This is a genomic window from Tychonema sp. LEGE 06208 (assembly GCF_015207505.1).
Lineage (GTDB): Bacteria > Cyanobacteriota > Cyanobacteriia > Cyanobacteriales > Microcoleaceae > Microcoleus.
This window is the reverse complement of sequence record NZ_JADEWT010000019.1, coordinates 1-17,526: the sequence shown is the minus strand read 5'-3', so window position 1 is coordinate 17,526 and position 17,526 is coordinate 1. Positions and strand designations below refer to the sequence as shown.

At 46.5% G+C, this 17,526-nt stretch carries 20 protein-coding genes; 12 read left to right on the top strand and 8 right to left on the bottom strand.

The genetic code is table 11. The features are described from left to right. The first annotated feature begins 96 nt into the window (after positions 1–96). Both IQ263_RS07560 and IQ263_RS07555 read left to right on the top strand, forming a co-directional pair. The gene (locus IQ263_RS07560) at positions 97–609 is read left to right on the top strand and encodes a DUF2273 domain-containing protein (RefSeq protein WP_194066889.1); all 513 of its coding nucleotides are present in this window, start codon (positions 97–99) and stop codon (positions 607–609) included. A gap of 33 nt (positions 610–642) precedes the next feature. Beyond that, positions 643–1,173, top strand: coding sequence for a hypothetical protein (locus IQ263_RS07555; RefSeq protein ID WP_194066888.1), 531 nt, complete (start codon positions 643–645; stop codon positions 1,171–1,173). A 228-nt stretch (positions 1,174–1,401) separates the two neighbouring features. Here the strand turns inward: IQ263_RS07555 and IQ263_RS07550 are convergent, their stop codons facing one another. The 3 genes from IQ263_RS07550 to IQ263_RS28305 form a co-directional block, all read right to left on the bottom strand. After that, positions 1,402–1,602, bottom strand: coding sequence for a hypothetical protein (locus tag IQ263_RS07550; RefSeq protein WP_194066887.1), 201 nt, complete (start codon positions 1,600–1,602; stop codon positions 1,402–1,404). Positions 1,603–1,667: 65 nt separating this feature from the next. Next, a complete protein-coding gene (locus tag IQ263_RS29760; RefSeq protein WP_194066886.1) occupies positions 1,668–1,781 on the bottom strand; it encodes a type II toxin-antitoxin system PemK/MazF family toxin in 114 nt (37 codons plus the stop codon). Beyond that, positions 1,771–2,187, bottom strand: a complete 417-nt coding sequence (locus tag IQ263_RS28305; protein ID WP_228049870.1) for a hypothetical protein — start codon at positions 2,185–2,187, stop codon at positions 1,771–1,773. Before IQ263_RS28305 ends, IQ263_RS29760 begins: the two co-directional genes overlap by 11 nt. 144 nt (positions 2,188–2,331) lie before the next feature. Here IQ263_RS28305 and IQ263_RS07535 point away from each other — a divergent pair, with 144 nt between their 5' ends. After that, the gene (locus tag IQ263_RS07535) at positions 2,332–3,222 is read left to right on the top strand and encodes an ABC transporter permease (RefSeq protein WP_194066885.1); all 891 of its coding nucleotides are present in this window, start codon (positions 2,332–2,334) and stop codon (positions 3,220–3,222) included. A gap of 133 nt (positions 3,223–3,355) precedes the next feature. Then, positions 3,356–3,745 carry a hypothetical protein gene (locus tag IQ263_RS07530; protein ID WP_194066884.1) on the top strand — a complete coding sequence of 130 codons (390 nt, stop codon included), beginning with the start codon at positions 3,356–3,358 and terminating at the stop codon, positions 3,743–3,745. A 265-nt stretch (positions 3,746–4,010) separates the two neighbouring features. Here IQ263_RS07530 and IQ263_RS07525 read toward each other — a convergent pair whose 3' ends face one another. After that, positions 4,011–4,760, bottom strand: coding sequence for a class I SAM-dependent methyltransferase (locus IQ263_RS07525; RefSeq protein WP_194066883.1), 750 nt, complete (start codon positions 4,758–4,760; stop codon positions 4,011–4,013). A 398-nt stretch (positions 4,761–5,158) separates the two neighbouring features. Between IQ263_RS07525 and IQ263_RS07520 the strand changes: the two genes are divergently transcribed. The 6 genes from IQ263_RS07520 (at position 5,159) to IQ263_RS07495 (ending at position 12,810) form a co-directional block, all read left to right on the top strand. Continuing rightward, on the top strand, positions 5,159–6,628 hold the full coding sequence (locus IQ263_RS07520) for an adenylate/guanylate cyclase domain-containing protein (protein WP_194066882.1): 1,470 nt from the start codon (positions 5,159–5,161) through the stop codon (positions 6,626–6,628). Between the two features lie 284 nt (positions 6,629–6,912). Next, positions 6,913–8,325 (top strand): adenylate/guanylate cyclase domain-containing protein, encoded by a 1,413-nt coding sequence (locus tag IQ263_RS07515; protein ID WP_194066881.1) that lies wholly within the window; start codon positions 6,913–6,915, stop codon positions 8,323–8,325. A 192-nt stretch (positions 8,326–8,517) separates the two neighbouring features. Continuing rightward, on the top strand, positions 8,518–9,822 hold the full coding sequence (gene bioA / locus IQ263_RS07510) for an adenosylmethionine--8-amino-7-oxononanoate transaminase (RefSeq protein WP_194066880.1): 1,305 nt from the start codon (positions 8,518–8,520) through the stop codon (positions 9,820–9,822). Between the two features lie 17 nt (positions 9,823–9,839). After that, a complete protein-coding gene (gene bioB / locus IQ263_RS07505) occupies positions 9,840–10,883 on the top strand; it encodes a biotin synthase BioB (protein ID WP_194066879.1) in 1,044 nt (347 codons plus the stop codon). 135 nt (positions 10,884–11,018) lie between these two features. After that, positions 11,019–11,630, top strand: a complete 612-nt coding sequence (locus IQ263_RS07500) for a class I SAM-dependent methyltransferase (RefSeq protein ID WP_194066878.1) — start codon at positions 11,019–11,021, stop codon at positions 11,628–11,630. A gap of 502 nt (positions 11,631–12,132) precedes the next feature. Beyond that, a complete protein-coding gene (locus tag IQ263_RS07495) occupies positions 12,133–12,810 on the top strand; it encodes an SDR family oxidoreductase (RefSeq protein WP_194066877.1) in 678 nt (225 codons plus the stop codon). A gap of 109 nt (positions 12,811–12,919) precedes the next feature. Here the strand turns inward: IQ263_RS07495 and IQ263_RS07490 are convergent, their stop codons facing one another. Then, complete coding sequence (locus IQ263_RS07490) at positions 12,920–13,423, bottom strand: hypothetical protein (protein WP_194008018.1); 504 nt, start codon at positions 13,421–13,423, stop codon at positions 12,920–12,922. An 82-nt stretch (positions 13,424–13,505) separates the two neighbouring features. Between IQ263_RS07490 and petN the strand changes: the two genes are divergently transcribed. Next, complete coding sequence (petN, locus tag IQ263_RS07485) at positions 13,506–13,595, top strand: cytochrome b6-f complex subunit PetN (RefSeq protein ID WP_071883976.1); 90 nt, start codon at positions 13,506–13,508, stop codon at positions 13,593–13,595. 152 nt (positions 13,596–13,747) lie between these two features. Then, positions 13,748–13,936: a CsbD family protein gene (locus IQ263_RS07480; protein WP_194066876.1), complete on the top strand. Its 189-nt coding sequence runs from the start codon at positions 13,748–13,750 to the stop codon at positions 13,934–13,936. Positions 13,937–14,498: 562 nt separating this feature from the next. Here IQ263_RS07480 and IQ263_RS29600 read toward each other — a convergent pair. The 3 genes from IQ263_RS29600 to IQ263_RS29755 form a co-directional block, all read right to left on the bottom strand. Continuing rightward, positions 14,499–16,457 (bottom strand): calcium-binding protein, encoded by a 1,959-nt coding sequence (locus tag IQ263_RS29600; protein WP_194066875.1) that lies wholly within the window; start codon positions 16,455–16,457, stop codon positions 14,499–14,501. A gap of 13 nt (positions 16,458–16,470) precedes the next feature. Beyond that, complete coding sequence (locus IQ263_RS07470) at positions 16,471–16,641, bottom strand: hypothetical protein (RefSeq protein WP_194066874.1); 171 nt, start codon at positions 16,639–16,641, stop codon at positions 16,471–16,473. 443 nt (positions 16,642–17,084) lie between these two features. After that, positions 17,085–17,267 (bottom strand): cob(I)yrinic acid a,c-diamide adenosyltransferase, encoded by a 183-nt coding sequence (locus IQ263_RS29755; protein WP_333194381.1) that lies wholly within the window; start codon positions 17,265–17,267, stop codon positions 17,085–17,087. Positions 17,268–17,526 lie beyond the last annotated feature (259 nt).

Sequence of the window (17,526 nt, the reverse complement as noted above, 5' to 3'; positions counted from 1 at the left end):
TACACTACATAAAAATTAACTTAAAATTAAATTAGGGGCTTTGAGACTCGTGAAATGTTCGGAAAAATTTTGTAATTTACAATAGGATAAAAAATCATGTCTAGTGCATTATCCCTACCTCAAGCTAATTTAAAAATGGCTCTCTGGCAAGTCGATGCTGATGCAATGAGTAGCAGCGACTTGTATGTGTGGTTAAATGATACCGGCTTGCCGCATGAAGTCTCGATCCGGCTGCATGAACTTGCCACATACACGAAAAAAGCTGGTAACAAAGTTTTACTCATCGGCAAAATTCTCCTCATTAAAATCATAGAATTTGTCAAAGCACATCCTAATTTAGCGATCGGGGCTGCTGTTGGCGTCGTTGTAGGAATTTTGGCAAATTCGATACCATTTGTCGGCCCCTTATTAGCACCTTTGGCAACAGTGCTGGGTATCCCAATTGGTGCAATAGCCGGCCACCGACTCGATCAACGCGCCCAAGGCAAAGAGGTGTCTGATGATGGAATTATTGGAATTGCTCAAAGCATTATTGAGATTGCCAAAGCATTTTTTCAACTGCTGATAGACGTTTTCAATACGATTTTCCGCAACGTCATCACTGCTTAACTGCCAAAATTAGCAAAAAAATTGAGGTCGAATATGTCGGCAAATAAAACACCAACCAAAGAGCAAATTCTGAAGTCAATAGAGCAACTGGAAAAAAACCCACATGATAAATTAGGGATTTTAGCAGATATTGGCATTGGTGTGGTGGGGGCTGCCGGTGCTGGTGCGGCGGTGGCAGCTTTCGGTGGTGTACCAGTTCTATTGGGGTTGTGGGTCGTTGCACCTCCCGTAGGATTAGTTGTTGGCGGTGCAGCTTTAGGTGCTGCTGCTCTTGTAGGGGTAAAACGAATGTTATTTGATGGCACTTCTGACCAGGGAAAAAAAGCAGAAATACTTAAAAACTTAAAAGAACAGCTAAGAGATATTGAAGCCAAAGAAAAAGCCTCTAACCTGCAAGACAGCGATAAAACTAAATTTATTGTTTCGTTGAAAGAACCCGTCAGGCTCAATTTAATTAGCCCGAAAGACGCTCAGGATTTAATTAGGGCCGTAGAAAGCGGTCAAATGACAATCAAAGAGGCAATTACAATGGTTAAGGATGTGGTTGAAGCTGCTAAACCATAGTTGCCTTCTGACTCCGTAACCTGGGAATGCTAAGTTGTAAGTCAGCGATCGCCCTTATTTTCCTGAAGCCCGATCGCCCTTATCCCATCCCCATTAACTCTCTTTCGTATGCGAGCGCTAAAAAGTGAGCTCGCCCTTATTCCCAAAAGTGCGTGAAGCGGAGCTATCCCGTAGGGAATCGCCCTTTCCATGCTCATGCTCTTGATTCGTGGGTGTCAATGAGATAGCTTATTCCCATTGTTCGAGTTCCTCGAATGGTAGGGGCTCAAAAAAAGTATCACCCAGTTTTCCTGTCAGTAAACCAGGCCTGCGAGGCTGTGGCTGTTCTCGTCCTAATCCGAGGCGAAAGTAGTGAATCAAGTCATAGATTTCTGCAAGTTTGTCTTCGGGAATGTCTTGTAGTTCTTGAACGATCTTCTCAATTAGCATAAATCAAACACTCCGATAGTTGCTGGTTAATCGATCGAGCTACTGCGATCGCCCTTAATAAGTAACTACTCATACTCTACTACAGCCGGACGGATTTTTTTAATTTCGGCTCCCACTGTTGGATCAAAATTAGTCAACCAAATATCACCCCATTTAGGAGAAGGAGAGTTAGCAGTCAATTAAATCTCCTGCTTTTAATTCTTGCCATTCTCTATCTTCCCGGTAATGTTGCAACATTGCCTCAGCTTGTTTTGCTAGAATACTTCGCCTCTCTTCAAGCGGCAATTGCATAAATTCTCGGCGGCTGGGATAGTCGGCTAGTGTTGGTATTTTCAAACCTATATCAATATCTAATGGCTGTGCTTTACCTTCCAAAATTTCTTGTTTGGCGCGTTTTGCAGCCACAATCAGCGATTGTTCTGTATTCTGAAAAGATACATTCCACTGCTCTTCATCCCTCAAGTCTTCAAGATATTCTCGCAAATGTTCAACGACTCTATCTTGCAGAGTTTCCGGCAAAGATTCCATCATTTTGACCAAAGTGGCGATCCTCTTCGAGGGCTTCGCTAACGCCCTTGATGACATCAGCCAATCCTCCTAGTAAATCAAGTTTTTATTTAGCATATTTGATGAGCTTATTCTCAATTTTAGACCGATCGCCCGCCCAACCACACCAATACCTCCAGACTTGCTACCCTAAAGATAGTTAGATTTAATCAACAAGCAATTATGAGCGGTACTGTTACATCCCCCAACAACCTCAACCAGCAGCGGCCACTCTCCACAGCATCCGCTGACACTTCCAGTTCCCTGCTGGGCGACTTCATCCAAGAAACCCTCGCCTTAACCAAGCGCCTGTTTATTCAATTGCAGCGCCGCCCCTCGACGCTAGTTGCAGGCATTATTCAGCCCCTGATGTGGTTGGTTTTGTTCGGAGCTCTGTTTGAAAATGCACCCGCAGGCTTGTTCGGCGAAAGCCAGAATTACGGACAATTTCTCGGCGCTGGTGTAATCGTTTTTACAGCCTTTGCCGGGGCGCTGAATGCTGGTTTGCCGATTATGTTCGATCGCGAATTCGGATTTCTCAACCGCCTGTTAGTCGCGCCCCTAGCTTCCAGATTCTCGATCGTCCTAGCTTCCGCGATTTTCATCGTCACCCTTAGCTTTATCCAAACAGGCGCAATCGTTACAGCGGGTGCGTTTTTGGGCGCGGGATTCCCCGGAATTGCCGGACTCGGGGCGATCGCCCTAATAGTCCTGCTGTTAGTTTTGGGAGTCACCGGCATCAGTCTCGGTTTAGCCTTCGCGCTTCCGGGCCACGTAGAATTAATCGCAGTAATTTTTGTTACCAACCTGCCCCTATTATTTGCCAGCACCGCCCTCGCGCCGCTGTCGTTTATGCCAGAGTGGCTGCAAGTTGTAGTGACTCTCAATCCTCTGAGTTACGCGATCGAACCCATCCGCTATTTATACCTGCACAGCGATTGGTCGCTAGCTAGCGTCGTCATGGACGCTCCTTGGGGTAATGTTACCTTTGGAGGAGCGCTCTTAGTCTTGCTAGCCTTTGATGTCCTAGCGCTGCTGAGTATTCAACCCCTGCTGCGCCGCCGGTTTGCGTGAGGAAGGGCGATCGATTTTTGTGGGGTGGGCTTGTAGCCCGCCCTTGACTAGCTTTTGAGTGGTACAATATTTAGCCACAAGTCAGCATATTGTTGAGATACAATTGTTTTTTTGAAGGTTAAACTAATAAATTATGAAAGCCAAAACTTCTAAATCAGGAAAATTGATGATTCGGATTGCTGCAAGCGCGATCGCCACCTGTGCTATTTTATCGCCTCAAGCAACCTTCGCTCAAGCCAGCAATTTAAATAATAATAACGCCCAACCGCTGCAAGACTTTCAAACTCAAGACAACACCGACCCTTTTTCCGGCCGCAGCAGCGGCAGCGGAATATTTGACTTAATTCACAGATCCCGATTGGGAGGCGGCCGCAGCATGGAAGAATTCAATACCGAACAGCGCCAAAATTTGAACGATGCCGCCGCAGAATTTCGGAACAAACAGCGCCAACTACTGGAAAAACCAACAGCACCATCACAAGGGGCGATCGCACCTACAGAAATTACCGCCCCCGCCCCTTAAATTGATTTCTTAGATGATTCGGCGGTTGAAACCGCCAGAAAGTCAAACGATGTCGGCCGGAGGCCACTGGTTCATCAATAATATCCCAAACCCTTTGGTATCAACCGCCGAGTTTTCATCTTAATGTCTTAGTCCCCCTCTGCTTGGACTTCGTTTATGTAGCAGCGGTTTAAACCGCCCAAATTAGTCGTTCTAGCAGCGGTTTAAACCGCCGAAATTAGTCGTTCTAGCAGCAGTTAAAACCGCCAAAATTAGTCGTTATAGCTTAATTAACAAATCCCCCAAACACCGCCATACCGTAATACTTCCAAGGAACCGCCACAGTCTCAAATCCCGCATTTGCCAGCATTTCCAACTGTGCCGCAAGTGTAGCTAGGCGATCGGGATTAGAATACCCGTAAGAAACACTCGTCCCCACCTTTGCCCGAATTTGTGCTAAAGTTTCTCCCTGACTTAGCGCCCAATCTTCCCGCGCCACTCCATAAATATCCTTCATTGCTGACGATTCTGCCACCACAGGATCGGCATTCCAAAAACAACCGCCAGCAGTTAAACTTTCGCCAATCCGTTGAAACAATTTCAACTTCATCTCATCCTCAAGATGGTGAATTGCCAGAGACGAAATGCCAGCATTAAACTTATCGCCCAAACCTGAAAAATTTGGATTATTCGCCCATTCTCCAAAATCCAATTCTATGCCAGTCCACCGGGCTGCATATCCTGCCGACTCTATTTTGGCGCGGGCAAAATCCAGCATTCGCGGCGAATAATCCACAGCAACAATTTCCGCAGACGGGTAGCGTTGCAGAACTTTTAAACTTAGTTCCCCCGTACCGCAGCCGAGTTCTAAAATCCGCTGGTTTGTGTTAGCAATGCAGGCTACTAATACATCCAGCATTTCGTCATATTTCGGTAAAAGCCGCCGAATGCCAGTATCAAAATCCGCAGTATTGACGAAAACTTCTCCCGGAAAAATTTCGTTGTTCGCAGTTGAGACAGTAGAGTCAGAATTCACGATCGCCAACCATAGACTACAATTGCAATCCTAACGTAGATACAGCAAAAAGTGAGTGAAGCGCAGCTATCCCGTAGGAAATCGCCACTATAAACTTATGCGTACTTTTACGGACAAGGGAAAAAATCGCGGTAAATCATAATTAACCATCCCTTGTACTCTCCAGTCTTGCTTACCCCAGACCCTAGCAAAACACTCACTCAATTTTAGATTTTAGATTTTAGATTTACTCCAACATGAGATGAATCTGGGAACTTAAACTTTCGTCTAAAAAATATTGCTCTCCACGACAAAATTCGCGGGCAATTATATCCATTTTTGGCCTGGTCTGAAAAAGCAGTGTTATGTTAGTAGTGCATAAAATCAAATCAAGATTCAACCTCACACTTGAGGATACCATGCGCCAGTTAATCTCTCGCAGTTTGGCTGCCATCAGCCAATTAATTTACAAGCGAATTCTCCTTGCGGTGACAATTTTATTTTGTGTAGGTGTAGGAGTAGCGATGGCAAATATGTCTCGTCTTTCCTCCAACCTCATCGAATCGCAAGCCCTCCAAAATGCCACCCTCTACGCCCAAGCTATTAAAGAAGCCCGCACCCTTTACAGTTCCGATGTTGTTAATCCTCTAAAAACCGCTAAAGCGATTAACTTTACCTACGATGACACCCCGACCAAAGTAACAGTTCCCGTACCGGCCACCTTCTTAATAGAACTGGGCAACCATATCACCAACAAAAATCCCGAAGTATCAGTTCGCCTCTACAGCGACTACCCGTTTCCCTGGCGGCGAAAAGAAGGCGGAGTTAGAGACGATTTTGAACGTCAAGCTATTACCTATTTAACCCAAAATTCCAATAAACAATTTTTCAGAACAGAGGAATTTCGCGGCAAACCAGCCTTTCGATATGCCGAGGCGGATATTCTAACTCCTAGCTGTGTGGACTGTCACAATACTAACCCCTACAGTCCTAAAACTGATTGGAAAATTGGAGATGTCCGAGGGATATTAGAAATTACTCAACCTCTGGAAACCATCACTAAAAAAACTCACAATGGACTCAAAAATCTGTTCTTACTATTAGCAGGACTTTCAGTTTTAGGCATCGCAGGATTAACTTTATCTATCAGCAGGTTGCGCCAAAATGCTAAACAATTAGAACATCGCGTCAGGGAACGGACGGCACAATTGCAAGAAACTAATGTAGAATTGTTGAAAGAACAGGAAAAGTGCGATCGCCTGCTGCTCAATATTTTACCCGAATCCATTGCTGCTAGGTTAAAAGACGGTCAAAGCAGTATTGCTGACGGCTTCGCAGAAGTCACGATTTTGTTTGCGGATATCGTGGGCTTTACCGTGCTATCAGCACAAATATCTCCCGAAGAATTGCTCGTTTTTCTCAACGAAATTTTTTCAGCCTTCGATGGGCTGACGGAAAAGTACGGATTGGAAAAAATCAAAACAATTGGAGATGCTTACATGGTAGTCGGAGGTTTGCCAAATCCCAGCACCAACCACGCCGAAAAGATTGCGGAAATGGCCTTAGATATGCAGGAGGAACTAGCAAAATTTAATGTCAAACATCATGCAGAAATTAACATTCGCATCGGCATCAATACCGGGCCTGCCATTGCGGGAGTTATTGGCACCAAAAAATTCATTTACGACCTCTGGGGCGATGCCGTCAATACAGCAGCCCGCATGGAATCCCACGGGATTGCCGGCAGGATTCAAGTCACACAATCAACTTACAATATCTTGCAAAATAAGTATCAGTTTGAAGACAGAGGAGTTATTCACATCAAAGGCAAAGGCGATATGAATACTTATCTGCTTGCAGGCAGGTTAGTCAGCGCAGTTTTGGTTTAATTTGTTTATTATATTATTCAGGGGCTAGCCAATACGCTTGGGATCAGAAGACCGGGCGGTTGAAACCGCTTCTACACAAGCAAAACCCGGATGGTGCGCGGGTTGAAGAGCGGGCGATTAAAATTACGTTATCTTCTTTCTTCAGTCCGCAGAGGCGGACTTCGTTTGTGTAAACCTGGTTTCAACCGCCGTCTTATCTTCGTCGAAAAACCCAAAATTTATGGCGATAAACCGGGTTTGTTTTCCTATATCCTAAATTAGCCATTTGCAGAATAGTAAATTTTATGTCAGCGCGCATTTTATCATTTTTGGATTTTTTTAAATCTCGCTTGTCCAGACAAATAGCTTTGTGGATATTTGCTAGCATTCTTGTCATAGAGGGAATTATTTTAGTCCCCTCTTATTTTCGGCGCGAAAATGAACTTTTAACTCAACTGGAACAGCTATCTCGGACAACTGTTGATTCCCTCGAATTTTTGCTAGCACAAGATGTTTCCGATCGCACTTTGTTTCAAGAAGAAGTAAAAAATATTACTAAGGATTCTCAAGTAGTCTTAGGACTATCTATTTATCAAGCTAACGGTGAATTAATATATACACTTGGCGAACCACCAGAAATCAGTTTAAAGCAACTAAAAAAAGCTCGTATAGTTCACCATCACAATTTCGATGGCAAGCGCTACGATATTGCTTGGACGGAGCGACATTTGGGAGGCGATTACATCTTAATTGTTCGTCACGATGCGTCCACCGTTCAACCGGAACTCTACGCATTTATCGGGCGGATTGCGGTTCTAGTCATCATTATATCAGCCTTTGTCACTTCGGTGACTATGTTCTTTTTAGGGGTGACAGTAATTGCACCTATTTTGAGATTGCGCGATGACTTGATCGCTGCCGGAGACGCTTTGAGCAAAGATCGAGAAAAACCTGATTTCTACTCTCTATCTGTCAAGCGCGATGACGAGTTGGGAGAAGTCATGGTCGCTTTTAATCAAATGTTTCACCGAGTCTACCAGGAAATCGCACAGCGGAAACAAGCTGAGGAAATATTGCGCGCCGAACAAGAAAAGTCGGAACGTTTACTGCTAAATATTTTACCCGTAATGATTGCCGATCGCCTAAAACAAGGCCAGATAAATATTGCAGATGGATTTGCCGAGGTGACGGTACTGTTTGCCGATATTGTAGGCTTTACCGAAATATCCTCCCGCACGTCTCCTGAAGAATTAGTCAAATTGCTTAACAAAATATTTTCAGCCTTCGATTGTTTGAGCGAAAAATACGGCTTAGAAAAAATTAAGACCATCGGCGACAATTATATGGTAGCAGGTGGTTTGCCACTGCCCTGTACAAATCACGCCGAATCTATTGCCGAAATGGCCCTAGAAATGCAGCAAGAAATTATGAAATTCCGCGACGAATGCGGTAAACCTCTTAATATCCGCATTGGCATTAATACTGGGCCTGTTGTAGCAGGTGTCATCGGTACTAAAAAGTTTATTTACGATTTGTGGGGAGATGCTGTGAATACGGCAAGCCGCATGGAGTCTCAGGGACTTCCTGGTAAAATTCAAGTTAGCAGCTCAACTTATGAGTTGCTGTGCGATAAGTATTTGTTGGAAAAGCGCGGTAAAATTAATGTTAAAGGTAAAGGGGCAATGACGACTTATTTGCTTAAGGGCAGAAAATTGTAACTGTCGCCCGCAGGCGGTATGGCTGGAAAGGTTGCAGCCCAGCTATTTTCAACAAACTAATTTTTTTTAACGAACCGCGAAGACGCAAAGGACGCTAAGGAAGAGAAGAAGAAGGAAGAAGGAATAAAAAGTTTATAAGTGAGTGAAAGTTGCTATATTACAAGGGGAGTTGATGTTAGTTAGATGGTAAGTATGACGGCTAATCAGGAGCATATTTCTTCGAGTTCACCGATTTGGCAGCCCTTCACGCAAATGAAAACTGCTCCTGCGCCGCTGAAGGTGGTTCGCGGTAAAGGAGCGCTGTTGGAATTAGCAGACGGGCGGCAAATTCTCGACTGTATTTCTAGTTGGTGGGTGACGATTCACGGACACAGCCATCCGGTTCTGGCTGAGGCTCTTTACAAACAAGCTCAAACTTTAGAACACGTAATTTTTGCGGGATTTACTCACGAACCGGCACAGAAACTTGCTGATAAATTGATCGGCCACACGCCTGATTCTTTGACGCGAATCTTTTTTTCGGATAATGGTTCGACTGCTGTTGAAGTTGCTCTGAAAATGGCTTTTCAATATTGGCTAAATGTCGGAGAAACTAACCGCACTAGCTTTATTAGTTTTGAGGGAGGTTATCACGGTGATACTGTGGGCGCGATGTCTGCTGGCAGAAGTTCGCTGTGGTGGGAACCTTTTGCGCCTTTAATGTTTCCTGGGGATGTTGTGCCTTTTCCTGCGACTTTTGACGGGGATGCGGAGGTGGAAAGCAAGGAGGCGGAGAGTTTGGATAAATTGGAGTTTTTGTTGCAGCAGGGCGGCTGTGCGGGCATTTTTATTGAGCCTTTGGTGCAAGGTGCTGGGGGAATGCGAATGTGCCGCCCTGAGTTTTTGCGGGCGATCGCACAAATGGCCCGTCAGTATAATGTATTGTTGATTTACGATGAAGTAATGACTGGTTTTGGCCGCACGGGCGAACTGTTTGCCTCGGTTAAATCGGGAACTGCACCGGATATCATGTGTTTGTCTAAGGGATTGTCTGGTGGCTGCTTGCCACTTTCTGTCACAATGGCTTCGGAGGATATTTATCAAGCTTTCTGGCGAGATGAATCGGACAAAGCTTTTTATCACGGTCATTCTTACACCGGAAATCCGTTAGCTTGTGCGGTGGGTGTAGCATCTTTGGAGCTTTTGGAGCAAAACCCAAATGTGTACCAAGGGATGGAAAAACTGCACCGCAAATACCTGAATCAATGGCTGATAAATCATCCTAAACTCGAACGGATTCGGACTTGCGGCACCATTGCAGCAATGGATGTGAAAACCGAAAGCGTTTCCGGTTATTTTAATGACATTGCTCCTGTATTGAAAGCCAGATTTCTCGAAGCGGGGTTTTTGCTCCGCCCCTTGGGAAATACGCTTTACTTGATGCCTCCCTACTGCATTTCTCCTGATGAATTAGAATCGATTTATCGGGTGATTCGTCAGGTTTTGGATACTCTGTAAACCCTTTAATTTTAGTAATGAATTTACCCAATTGGAACGATTTGGCTGACGACGCGCTGGCGGGCAAATGTCTCTCTCGCGAGCAATCTTTAGCCGTATTGCGCGCGCCGGATGAGGTTTTGCTGGAACAACTAAACGCAGCTTATCGGGTGCGCCGCCATTACTGGGGAAACCGCGTCAGATTGCACTATTTGCTAAACGCTCAAAGTGGCCTTTGTCCTGAAGATTGCCATTATTGTTCTCAGTCCAAAATCTCGACTGCGGAAATAGAAAAATATCCGCTTTTAGCTAAGGAAAAAATTCTGGAGGCTGCCGGGCGCGCGGCAGATTTAAAAGCTGGTACGTTTTGTTTGGTAATTTCTGGCCGCCAACCCAACGCATCTACTTTCGATCGCGTTTTGGATGCTGTCGAGACTGTGAAGGCAAATTATAACCTAAAAATCTGCGCTTGTTTGGGGTTGTTGAGCGAGGAACAAACTCACCGTTTGGCTAAAGCTGGAGTCGATCGCGTAAATCACAATCTCAATACTTCCGAATCGTACCACACGGACATCTGCACAACTCATACTTTTGGCGATCGGGTCGAAACCGTCGAACACGTAAAAGCAGCGGGAATCACAACTTGTTCCGGCGGAATTTTGGGGATGGGCGAATCGGACGATGATGCGATAGACTTAGCGCTTTCCCTGCGAAAATTGGGCGTTACTAGCGTACCCGTCAACTTTTTCATTCCGATTCCCGGTACGCCCTTTGCAGGTTTAAACACATTAAATCCCCGCCAATGTTTGCGAATTCTCTGTATGTTCCGATTTTTGCTTCCCAGCCAAGAAATTCGGATTGCTGGGGGACGGGAGGTGCATTTGCGTTCCTTGCAACCCCTGGGACTCTACGCGGCTAATTCTATTTTTGTGGGCGATTATCTGACTACTCCCGGACAAGCGGCCAATCAAGATTGGGATATGATTCGAGATGCAGGATTTGCGATCGAATCCCCCGAAGGTTCTCTTTTAAAAGTTGATTCAGCAGTTACCAAATCCGAACAAAAAACCCTGGTTGTTTAACTATTATAGCAGTTTTCAATCGGATGAAATAGAGTAGGAAATGGCAGATTAAATAGAATAGGACACGGCAGTGCCGTGTCTCTACGGTTGAGATTCTTCAATCTCAAATCTAAAATCCTACAAGAGGGGAAAATTGTGGACAAACGCGAAGAAATTACAATCGCAGAATACCAAGCAACCGCCGAATCTTTCCTGCAAGGAACATGGCATCACGACGTATCCCAAAATCGATCTGCACTCACCGCTGCCATGCCCCGCAATCCCGGTAAAATCCTCGATATAGGATGCGGCCCAGGACGAGATTTAGTCGCGTTTAAAAGCCAAGGACACACAGTTGTAGGCTTAGATGCAACTCCGGCTTTTGTAGAAATAGCAAAAAAGTTATCCGGCTGCGAAGTTTGGCAGCAATCTTTTCTGAATCTCGACTTACCAAAGGCAGAATTTGACGGTATTTTCGCCAATGCTTCCCTGATTCACGTTCCCAGCGACGAGATGGTAAAAGTGCTGCAAAACTTACAAAAAGCCTTAGTTGCGGGCGGTGCAATTGTCATGTCAATGTGCCGGGGAAATTGGGAAGGCTACGACGAGCGACCGACCGGAAAACGCTATACTGCAGGATGGGAATACGAAACTTTAGCACCTTGTTTAGAACAAGCAGGATTTGCAATATTCAACCACTACTACCGCCCCCCCGGCTTACCGCGCGAAGCTCAATCTTGGGTAGTAATGGTCGGAAGAAGTCATTAGTCATTAGTCATTAGTCATTAGTCATTGGTCATTGGGCATTGGGTATTGGGCATTGGGTCATTAGTCATTAGTCATTAGTCATTAGTCATTAGTCATTAGTCATTAGTCATTAGTCATTAGTCATTAGTCATTAGTCATTGGTCATTAGTCATTAGTCATTAGTCATTAGTCATTAGTCATTAGTCATTGGTCATTAGTCATTAGTCATTAGTCATTGGTCATTGGGCATTGGGCATTGGGTATTTTGTAGGGGCGTGTTTAGCTAATAATATATGATACAAACAACTAAAAAACGGCAAAGTCTGCCCTCATTCATTGTCTTGCATTCAATTAATTTCTCAACAATTTTCAAGATTTCTGCGTTTGTCTGCGTTACATCTGCCTTTCATCTGCGATCGATATATCAATTAAAAACTTCGGCAATGAATCTAATCAAAAGTGTCTAAATCATCTTAGTAATTGCTGTATAATAAAAATTGTTAGGAATTCGAGGTAATAAATAATGACAGAGAAATTGCATATCTTTTTAGCAGGTGCTAGCCGAGGCGTTGGCTTAGAAATCGCAAAATGTCTCGTAGCACAAAAGATGCAAGTAACTGCACTTTTGCGATCGCCCAACCACCGCACTGAATTAGAAGCAATGGGCATCAAAGTCATGACTGGCGACGCTTTGGACGCTGCGGCTGTGGAAGCTGCAATGGCTGGCGGCGAACCAATTCATGCCGCAATCAGCACCGTTGGCGGCTTGCCCAAGGATGGGGAAAGAGCCGATTATTTGGGCAACAAAAACTTGATTGATGCGGCTGTTAAAGCAGGCGTGCAAAAATTTATTTTAGTTTCATCCATCGGCAGCGGTAACACTGCTGCTGCTTTGCCGCCGCAAGCTTTAGAAACTTTGCGCCCGGTGTTAATTGAAAAGGAAAAAGCGGAAAATCATTTGATAGCAAGCGGGATGATTTATACTGTGATTCGTCCGGGCGGATTGAAATCGGAACCGGCGACGGGGAACGGTGTTTTAACGGAAGATTTTCGGGTGGCGGGAACGATTCACCGGGCGGATGTAGCGGATTTAGTTTGTCGGTGTTTAGTTTCTGATGCTGCTAACAATAAGGTTTTGTCGGCGGTAGACAAGCAAATGGTTTATGGCAATTTAGAATATGAGGTATTAGGTTTGAAATAAAAAGGCTATTAGTTGGTAATGCGGACTTTAGTCCGCAAATTGGAGCGGATTAAAGTCCGCACGCGCGATCGAACTGTTTTTGCGATCGCACGACCGGATATGATATTGTCTACGATCGCCCGAAGGGTTTAATCAACGATCGCCCGTTAGCGAAGCCCTCGAAGAGGATCGCCCAATCCAACACCAAACGCGCGATCGCAAACAATACCACGCTCTCCACCGCACCAACCGCAAACGGCAATAACTCCTGGAAACCAGGTATTTCCCCCGCCTCAAAAGAAAGTCCCGCATCCAACTGTCCAAAAGCCCGCACCAGCCCAAAAGCCAACACCACACCAGACTTAAGGTGCGGGTTAGTATCGCACCGGATAGCGTAGCGGTAGGTAACGCCGAATAAGAAACCGCCCAAAAGCACCATCACTCCTCTGAAGGCAAAATTTAGGTCAACGGCCATTACCTGCAAGCTCGCCAGAGAATCCCACCAACGGGCTAGGATTAAGCTGTTAACCAGGGCGATCGCCCCAAAACCACAAAAACAAGACAAAGCAGCAACAGTCCCTGCTTTCAAAGATTCTACCCGTTCAGCGAAACTAAAATTTGACGAGTCCTTCACAGCGCCCTCATTTCAAAAATGGCTCAAATTGACTTATCATAAGGGTTGAAGTCACTTTGTACAGTTAGTTCAATAAATAGCTATGGATATTTTGTCACTCGGTTGGGTTTCGGTGCTAGTTTTGTTCTCCTTCTCAATTTCAATGGTAATTTGGGGCCGCAACGGTTTCTAGATTCCAGATGCAGACGGCGGTTGGAACCGCGTCTGCACCTAGAAATGCTAGCCTTTTCCGCCCTAGGCATTAACCGCAAATCTATCTCAAGACTGATACAGACTCAACTTTAAAATTCTATATTGGTAATTGTAGAGTTTATATAAAAAATCATGAACATTGAAAACAGAGTGGAAGCTACAGCTAAAAATATTGAAGGCAAAATCCAAGAAGCTGTGAGCGAAGTGACAGGGGATCAAAAAGATAAATTAGAGGGTCAAGCCAAGCAGGACCAAGCCTCAGCAATGCACCTGAAAGAAGACCTCAAAGATAAAGCAAAAGAGATTGTAGATAAGGCTTAGTCACAGTATTTGCTAAATTTTTCCTGCCTACTCAATCCAGCAAACAATATGTTTGCTGGCTTTTTTTTGTTGGCGCAAACTTGTAGGACTGGTGAAGGGGCATTGGTGTCAACAAACAGGTCAAACCATTGATAAATCTCGCTTTTAGCTGAGGCCATATCCCCCTAAATCCCCCGGATAGTCGGGGGACTTTGAGAAGAATCTTGTCCCGGCGACTATGTGGGGGTGACCGGAGAAGCAAGATGCTCTTCCCCAACTGTGATGGGGGTGACGGGAGACGCAAAATGCTCTTGTCCCCCCCGACTATCCGGGGGGTTAGGGGGGATCTGGCCTAATAGTCAAACAGTAGACCGCTACTACATAAGACGTGTTTGTTGACACAAATGTCAGGGGAACACCTCGCGACACCAAGAAACTAACACACCCGCCAAGTCCCTCAAAATCGCTGCCAATAAAAAAGCTAGGGATATCAATCCCTAGCTCGAAACATAGCACAATTAGTTTTTAGAGTTGGCGCGGGCGATCGCTTTTTCCAAACCCACCTTACCCGCTGCCACCTAAATTAAATTAGCTGAATATCAGTCACCGTCAAGCCCGGTTTGCCGTTGAGGTTTGCCAGTGTAACGGCTGGCAGCGCTCCTGAACCGTCAGGGTCGTACAGCAAGCGACCTGTGTTGTCGTTTAGGTTCAGTCGATTTTCATAGATCAGGAGTGGTGATTGCCCATTTAGCCCGCCCTGACCGTTGTATTCCCCTTCGTCAATCACTAAGAACTGTTGGGAACCAGGTCGGCTCGGTCCATCCACTTTACCGAAGCCGAAGGCATTGCTATCCAAGACGATTTTGTCTACGCCTGCAGTAAAATCACCGATCTGGTCTGCGTTAGTACCGCTGAAGCCCTCGGTGCTGTTCTGGTAGTAGAAGCTGTCACTGCCGAAGCCGCCAATCAGCGTGTCTGCACCGGGCCCGCCGCCGAGAGAGTCGTTGCCGTCTCCTCCGATCAAATAGTCGTTCCCAAAGCCACCCAACAGCGTGTCGTTTCCACCGCCAGCATCTAAGGTATCGTTCCCGTCAATTCCTGGGGTAACAAGATTGGTGGGGCCGCCGAACAGGATGTCGTCGCCAGCACCGGTAGTAATGACATCAGTGCCGTTGCCGCCGGTGATGAAGTTGCTGCCTAAGTTATCGGTAATGACGTTTGGGGCTGTTTGGGCAGGGATAAAGTTGACATTGGCAGCGTAGGATATGGTGTCGTTACCGCCAAGCGTGCCAATTAATGTATCGCCCGTGGTGCCAAAAATGATGTTGTCATTTCCTTCACCGCCGTTCATGAAGTTGCGGATGGCACCGGGGCTGCTGTTGCCCTTTAAGACATCATTGCCCAGGCCGCCGTCGAGAGTAATCAGCGGAGCATTAGTACCGGCAGAAGAAGCATCGATCGTATCGTCGCCATCTCCACCGAAGGCTTGAGTAAAGAAGCCGCTCAAGCTGTCATTGCCACCGCCGCCGATCATTGTGTCAGTCGAAAAAGCTGCCACGATGGTATCGTTGCCCTCGCCGCCGTCGAGCAAGTTCCGACCCGCAAAGCCGGGAAATGAACTGGAGGCGCCTTGGCTCGAAAGCACACCAGGCCTCAGCTCCGAGGTGATGATGTCGTCGCCTGCCCCTCCCAAGGCGGTATCCTGCGTGGCAAAAACCCTGATCCTGTCGTTGCCGTCGCCGCCGTCAAAGAAGTTTCTGCCGCTGCCAAAGTCCCCGATCCCGCCGTAGAGGGAATCGTTGCCCCCACCGCCGAGCAAGGTCGTTCTCTCAATACCGACCGTGATGACGCTCGTCGGGGCAAACGGGCTTGTTTGGGTAGTGTTGGTAATAACTAAAGTATCGTTGTCAAGATCGCCGGACAAGTAGCTGCTGCTGGCCACACCATACAGTGTGTCGTTGCCTTTACCGCCGAAGAGACTGTCTCTCTGATTGATACCTACAACCAAGTCGTCGCCTAAGTCGCCCCGCAAGTAGTTGCTGCCTTCGTTGCCAGCGAAGCCAATAGCCAAGGCACCGGGTAAAGAAAGGTTGTTGCCACCACCAGCGGTGAAAAAGCCGATCGCGTCATTGCCCTTGCCGCCGTAGAGCGAGTCTCTTCTCTGCGCTCCTCCCAGGATCGTATCCGCGTCCTCATTACCAAATATGAGGTTAGCTTCGACAGTACCTTGCAGGAAGTCTTCTCCCGCACCGCCGTACAGCGTAGCGCGGGCTTCAGCAACTATCGTGTCATTGCCTCCGTCGCCAAACAGCAAGGCGGGAGTGCGCTGGGATCTGATGGAATCTTCGTCTTCGCCGCCGTATATGGTGTCGTTCGGGCCGACGGAAACCAAGGTATCGTTATCGCCTTGACCAAATATTAAACTGCCGCCGAGGGTGGAAGTTCTTACGAAATCCGCTCCGGCTCCGGCGAATATTGTATCGGGCCCTAGTCCGGGAAGGTTTAAATCTAATTGATTAGGATCGTCACTTAAAGTTGTCATACAGCTTCACTCCTCATACTTGTTGGTCATCGCTTTCGCGACTACAGACACTGCCTAGAACACCGAATGTTTGGATGCCGCTGTAGTTTAACCTGTTTGCCAGCCGCAAGTCTAGCCTACTGGCGTTAACCGTGTCTAGACTTTCTCCCTCCCCGACTTTTTGCTTGTAAGCTTTTATTTTCAATGTCTTCACCCTTTAATAATCCTTGTGGGCTGTCTCTGGTGCTCACGCTCAAGAAGACGCACCTCATTTTATTAATGTTCCATTCTGGATTTGCGGTCGGGGATCGCCTCCGGGGGAGGAAATTCAAGATTAAGATCGGTCGATCGCTGCGATCGCCAGACAATGAAAAGTCAGGGATTGGTTACTTAGTAACAAGGTTTTGTGGCAATTTCCGGTTTTTCAGGCAGGGCCGTTTTTAAATCAATACGGTTTCATTAAGATCGCTCCTTAGCTTGTTCCCTAGCTTCCGTTCAAAATGGGGGTGACAAGAGTTTTCTCTTGCTTCCCCTTTTTTTTGGGGAGTAGGGGTCGAGTAGGGAGTTCTTTGGAAACAAACCCTGTTAACTCAAGCGTATTGGCTTTTAAATAACTGGCTCGGATTGAACTCCGCGCCACTTTGGGGTTTAAAAGTCTACACCCCGTTTGAATTCTACGCCCCGATCGCCGTAGTGTTTGTGACAGTATACCTCGGAGTGTACGCTTGCCAAGTCATGGTCAGCGTGGGGTTTGTGACAGCGCCCGGTGATAATGATTTCAGTATCGCGGGGCTTCTGCAGCAGGGCTTGGACGATCGGCTCTACCGGCAGCAGTTCTAAGTCTACTGTGGGATTGAGTTCGTCGAGAACGATAGTTTTATACTAGCCGCTGGCGATCGCCATTGTAGCAATTTCCCAGCCGCGTTCTGCTTCTATGCAATCTAGCTCTTGCTGTTCCGCCAAACTATAGCATCTGCGCCGCACCGCTGGCGATCTACTAACGGCGGCTAACTTGGCCGTACCGCTGGCGATCGCCGCCTCTTCTGTTATTTGAGTCTTGTTCGGGGTGGGTACTGGGGCTGTCTCTTAT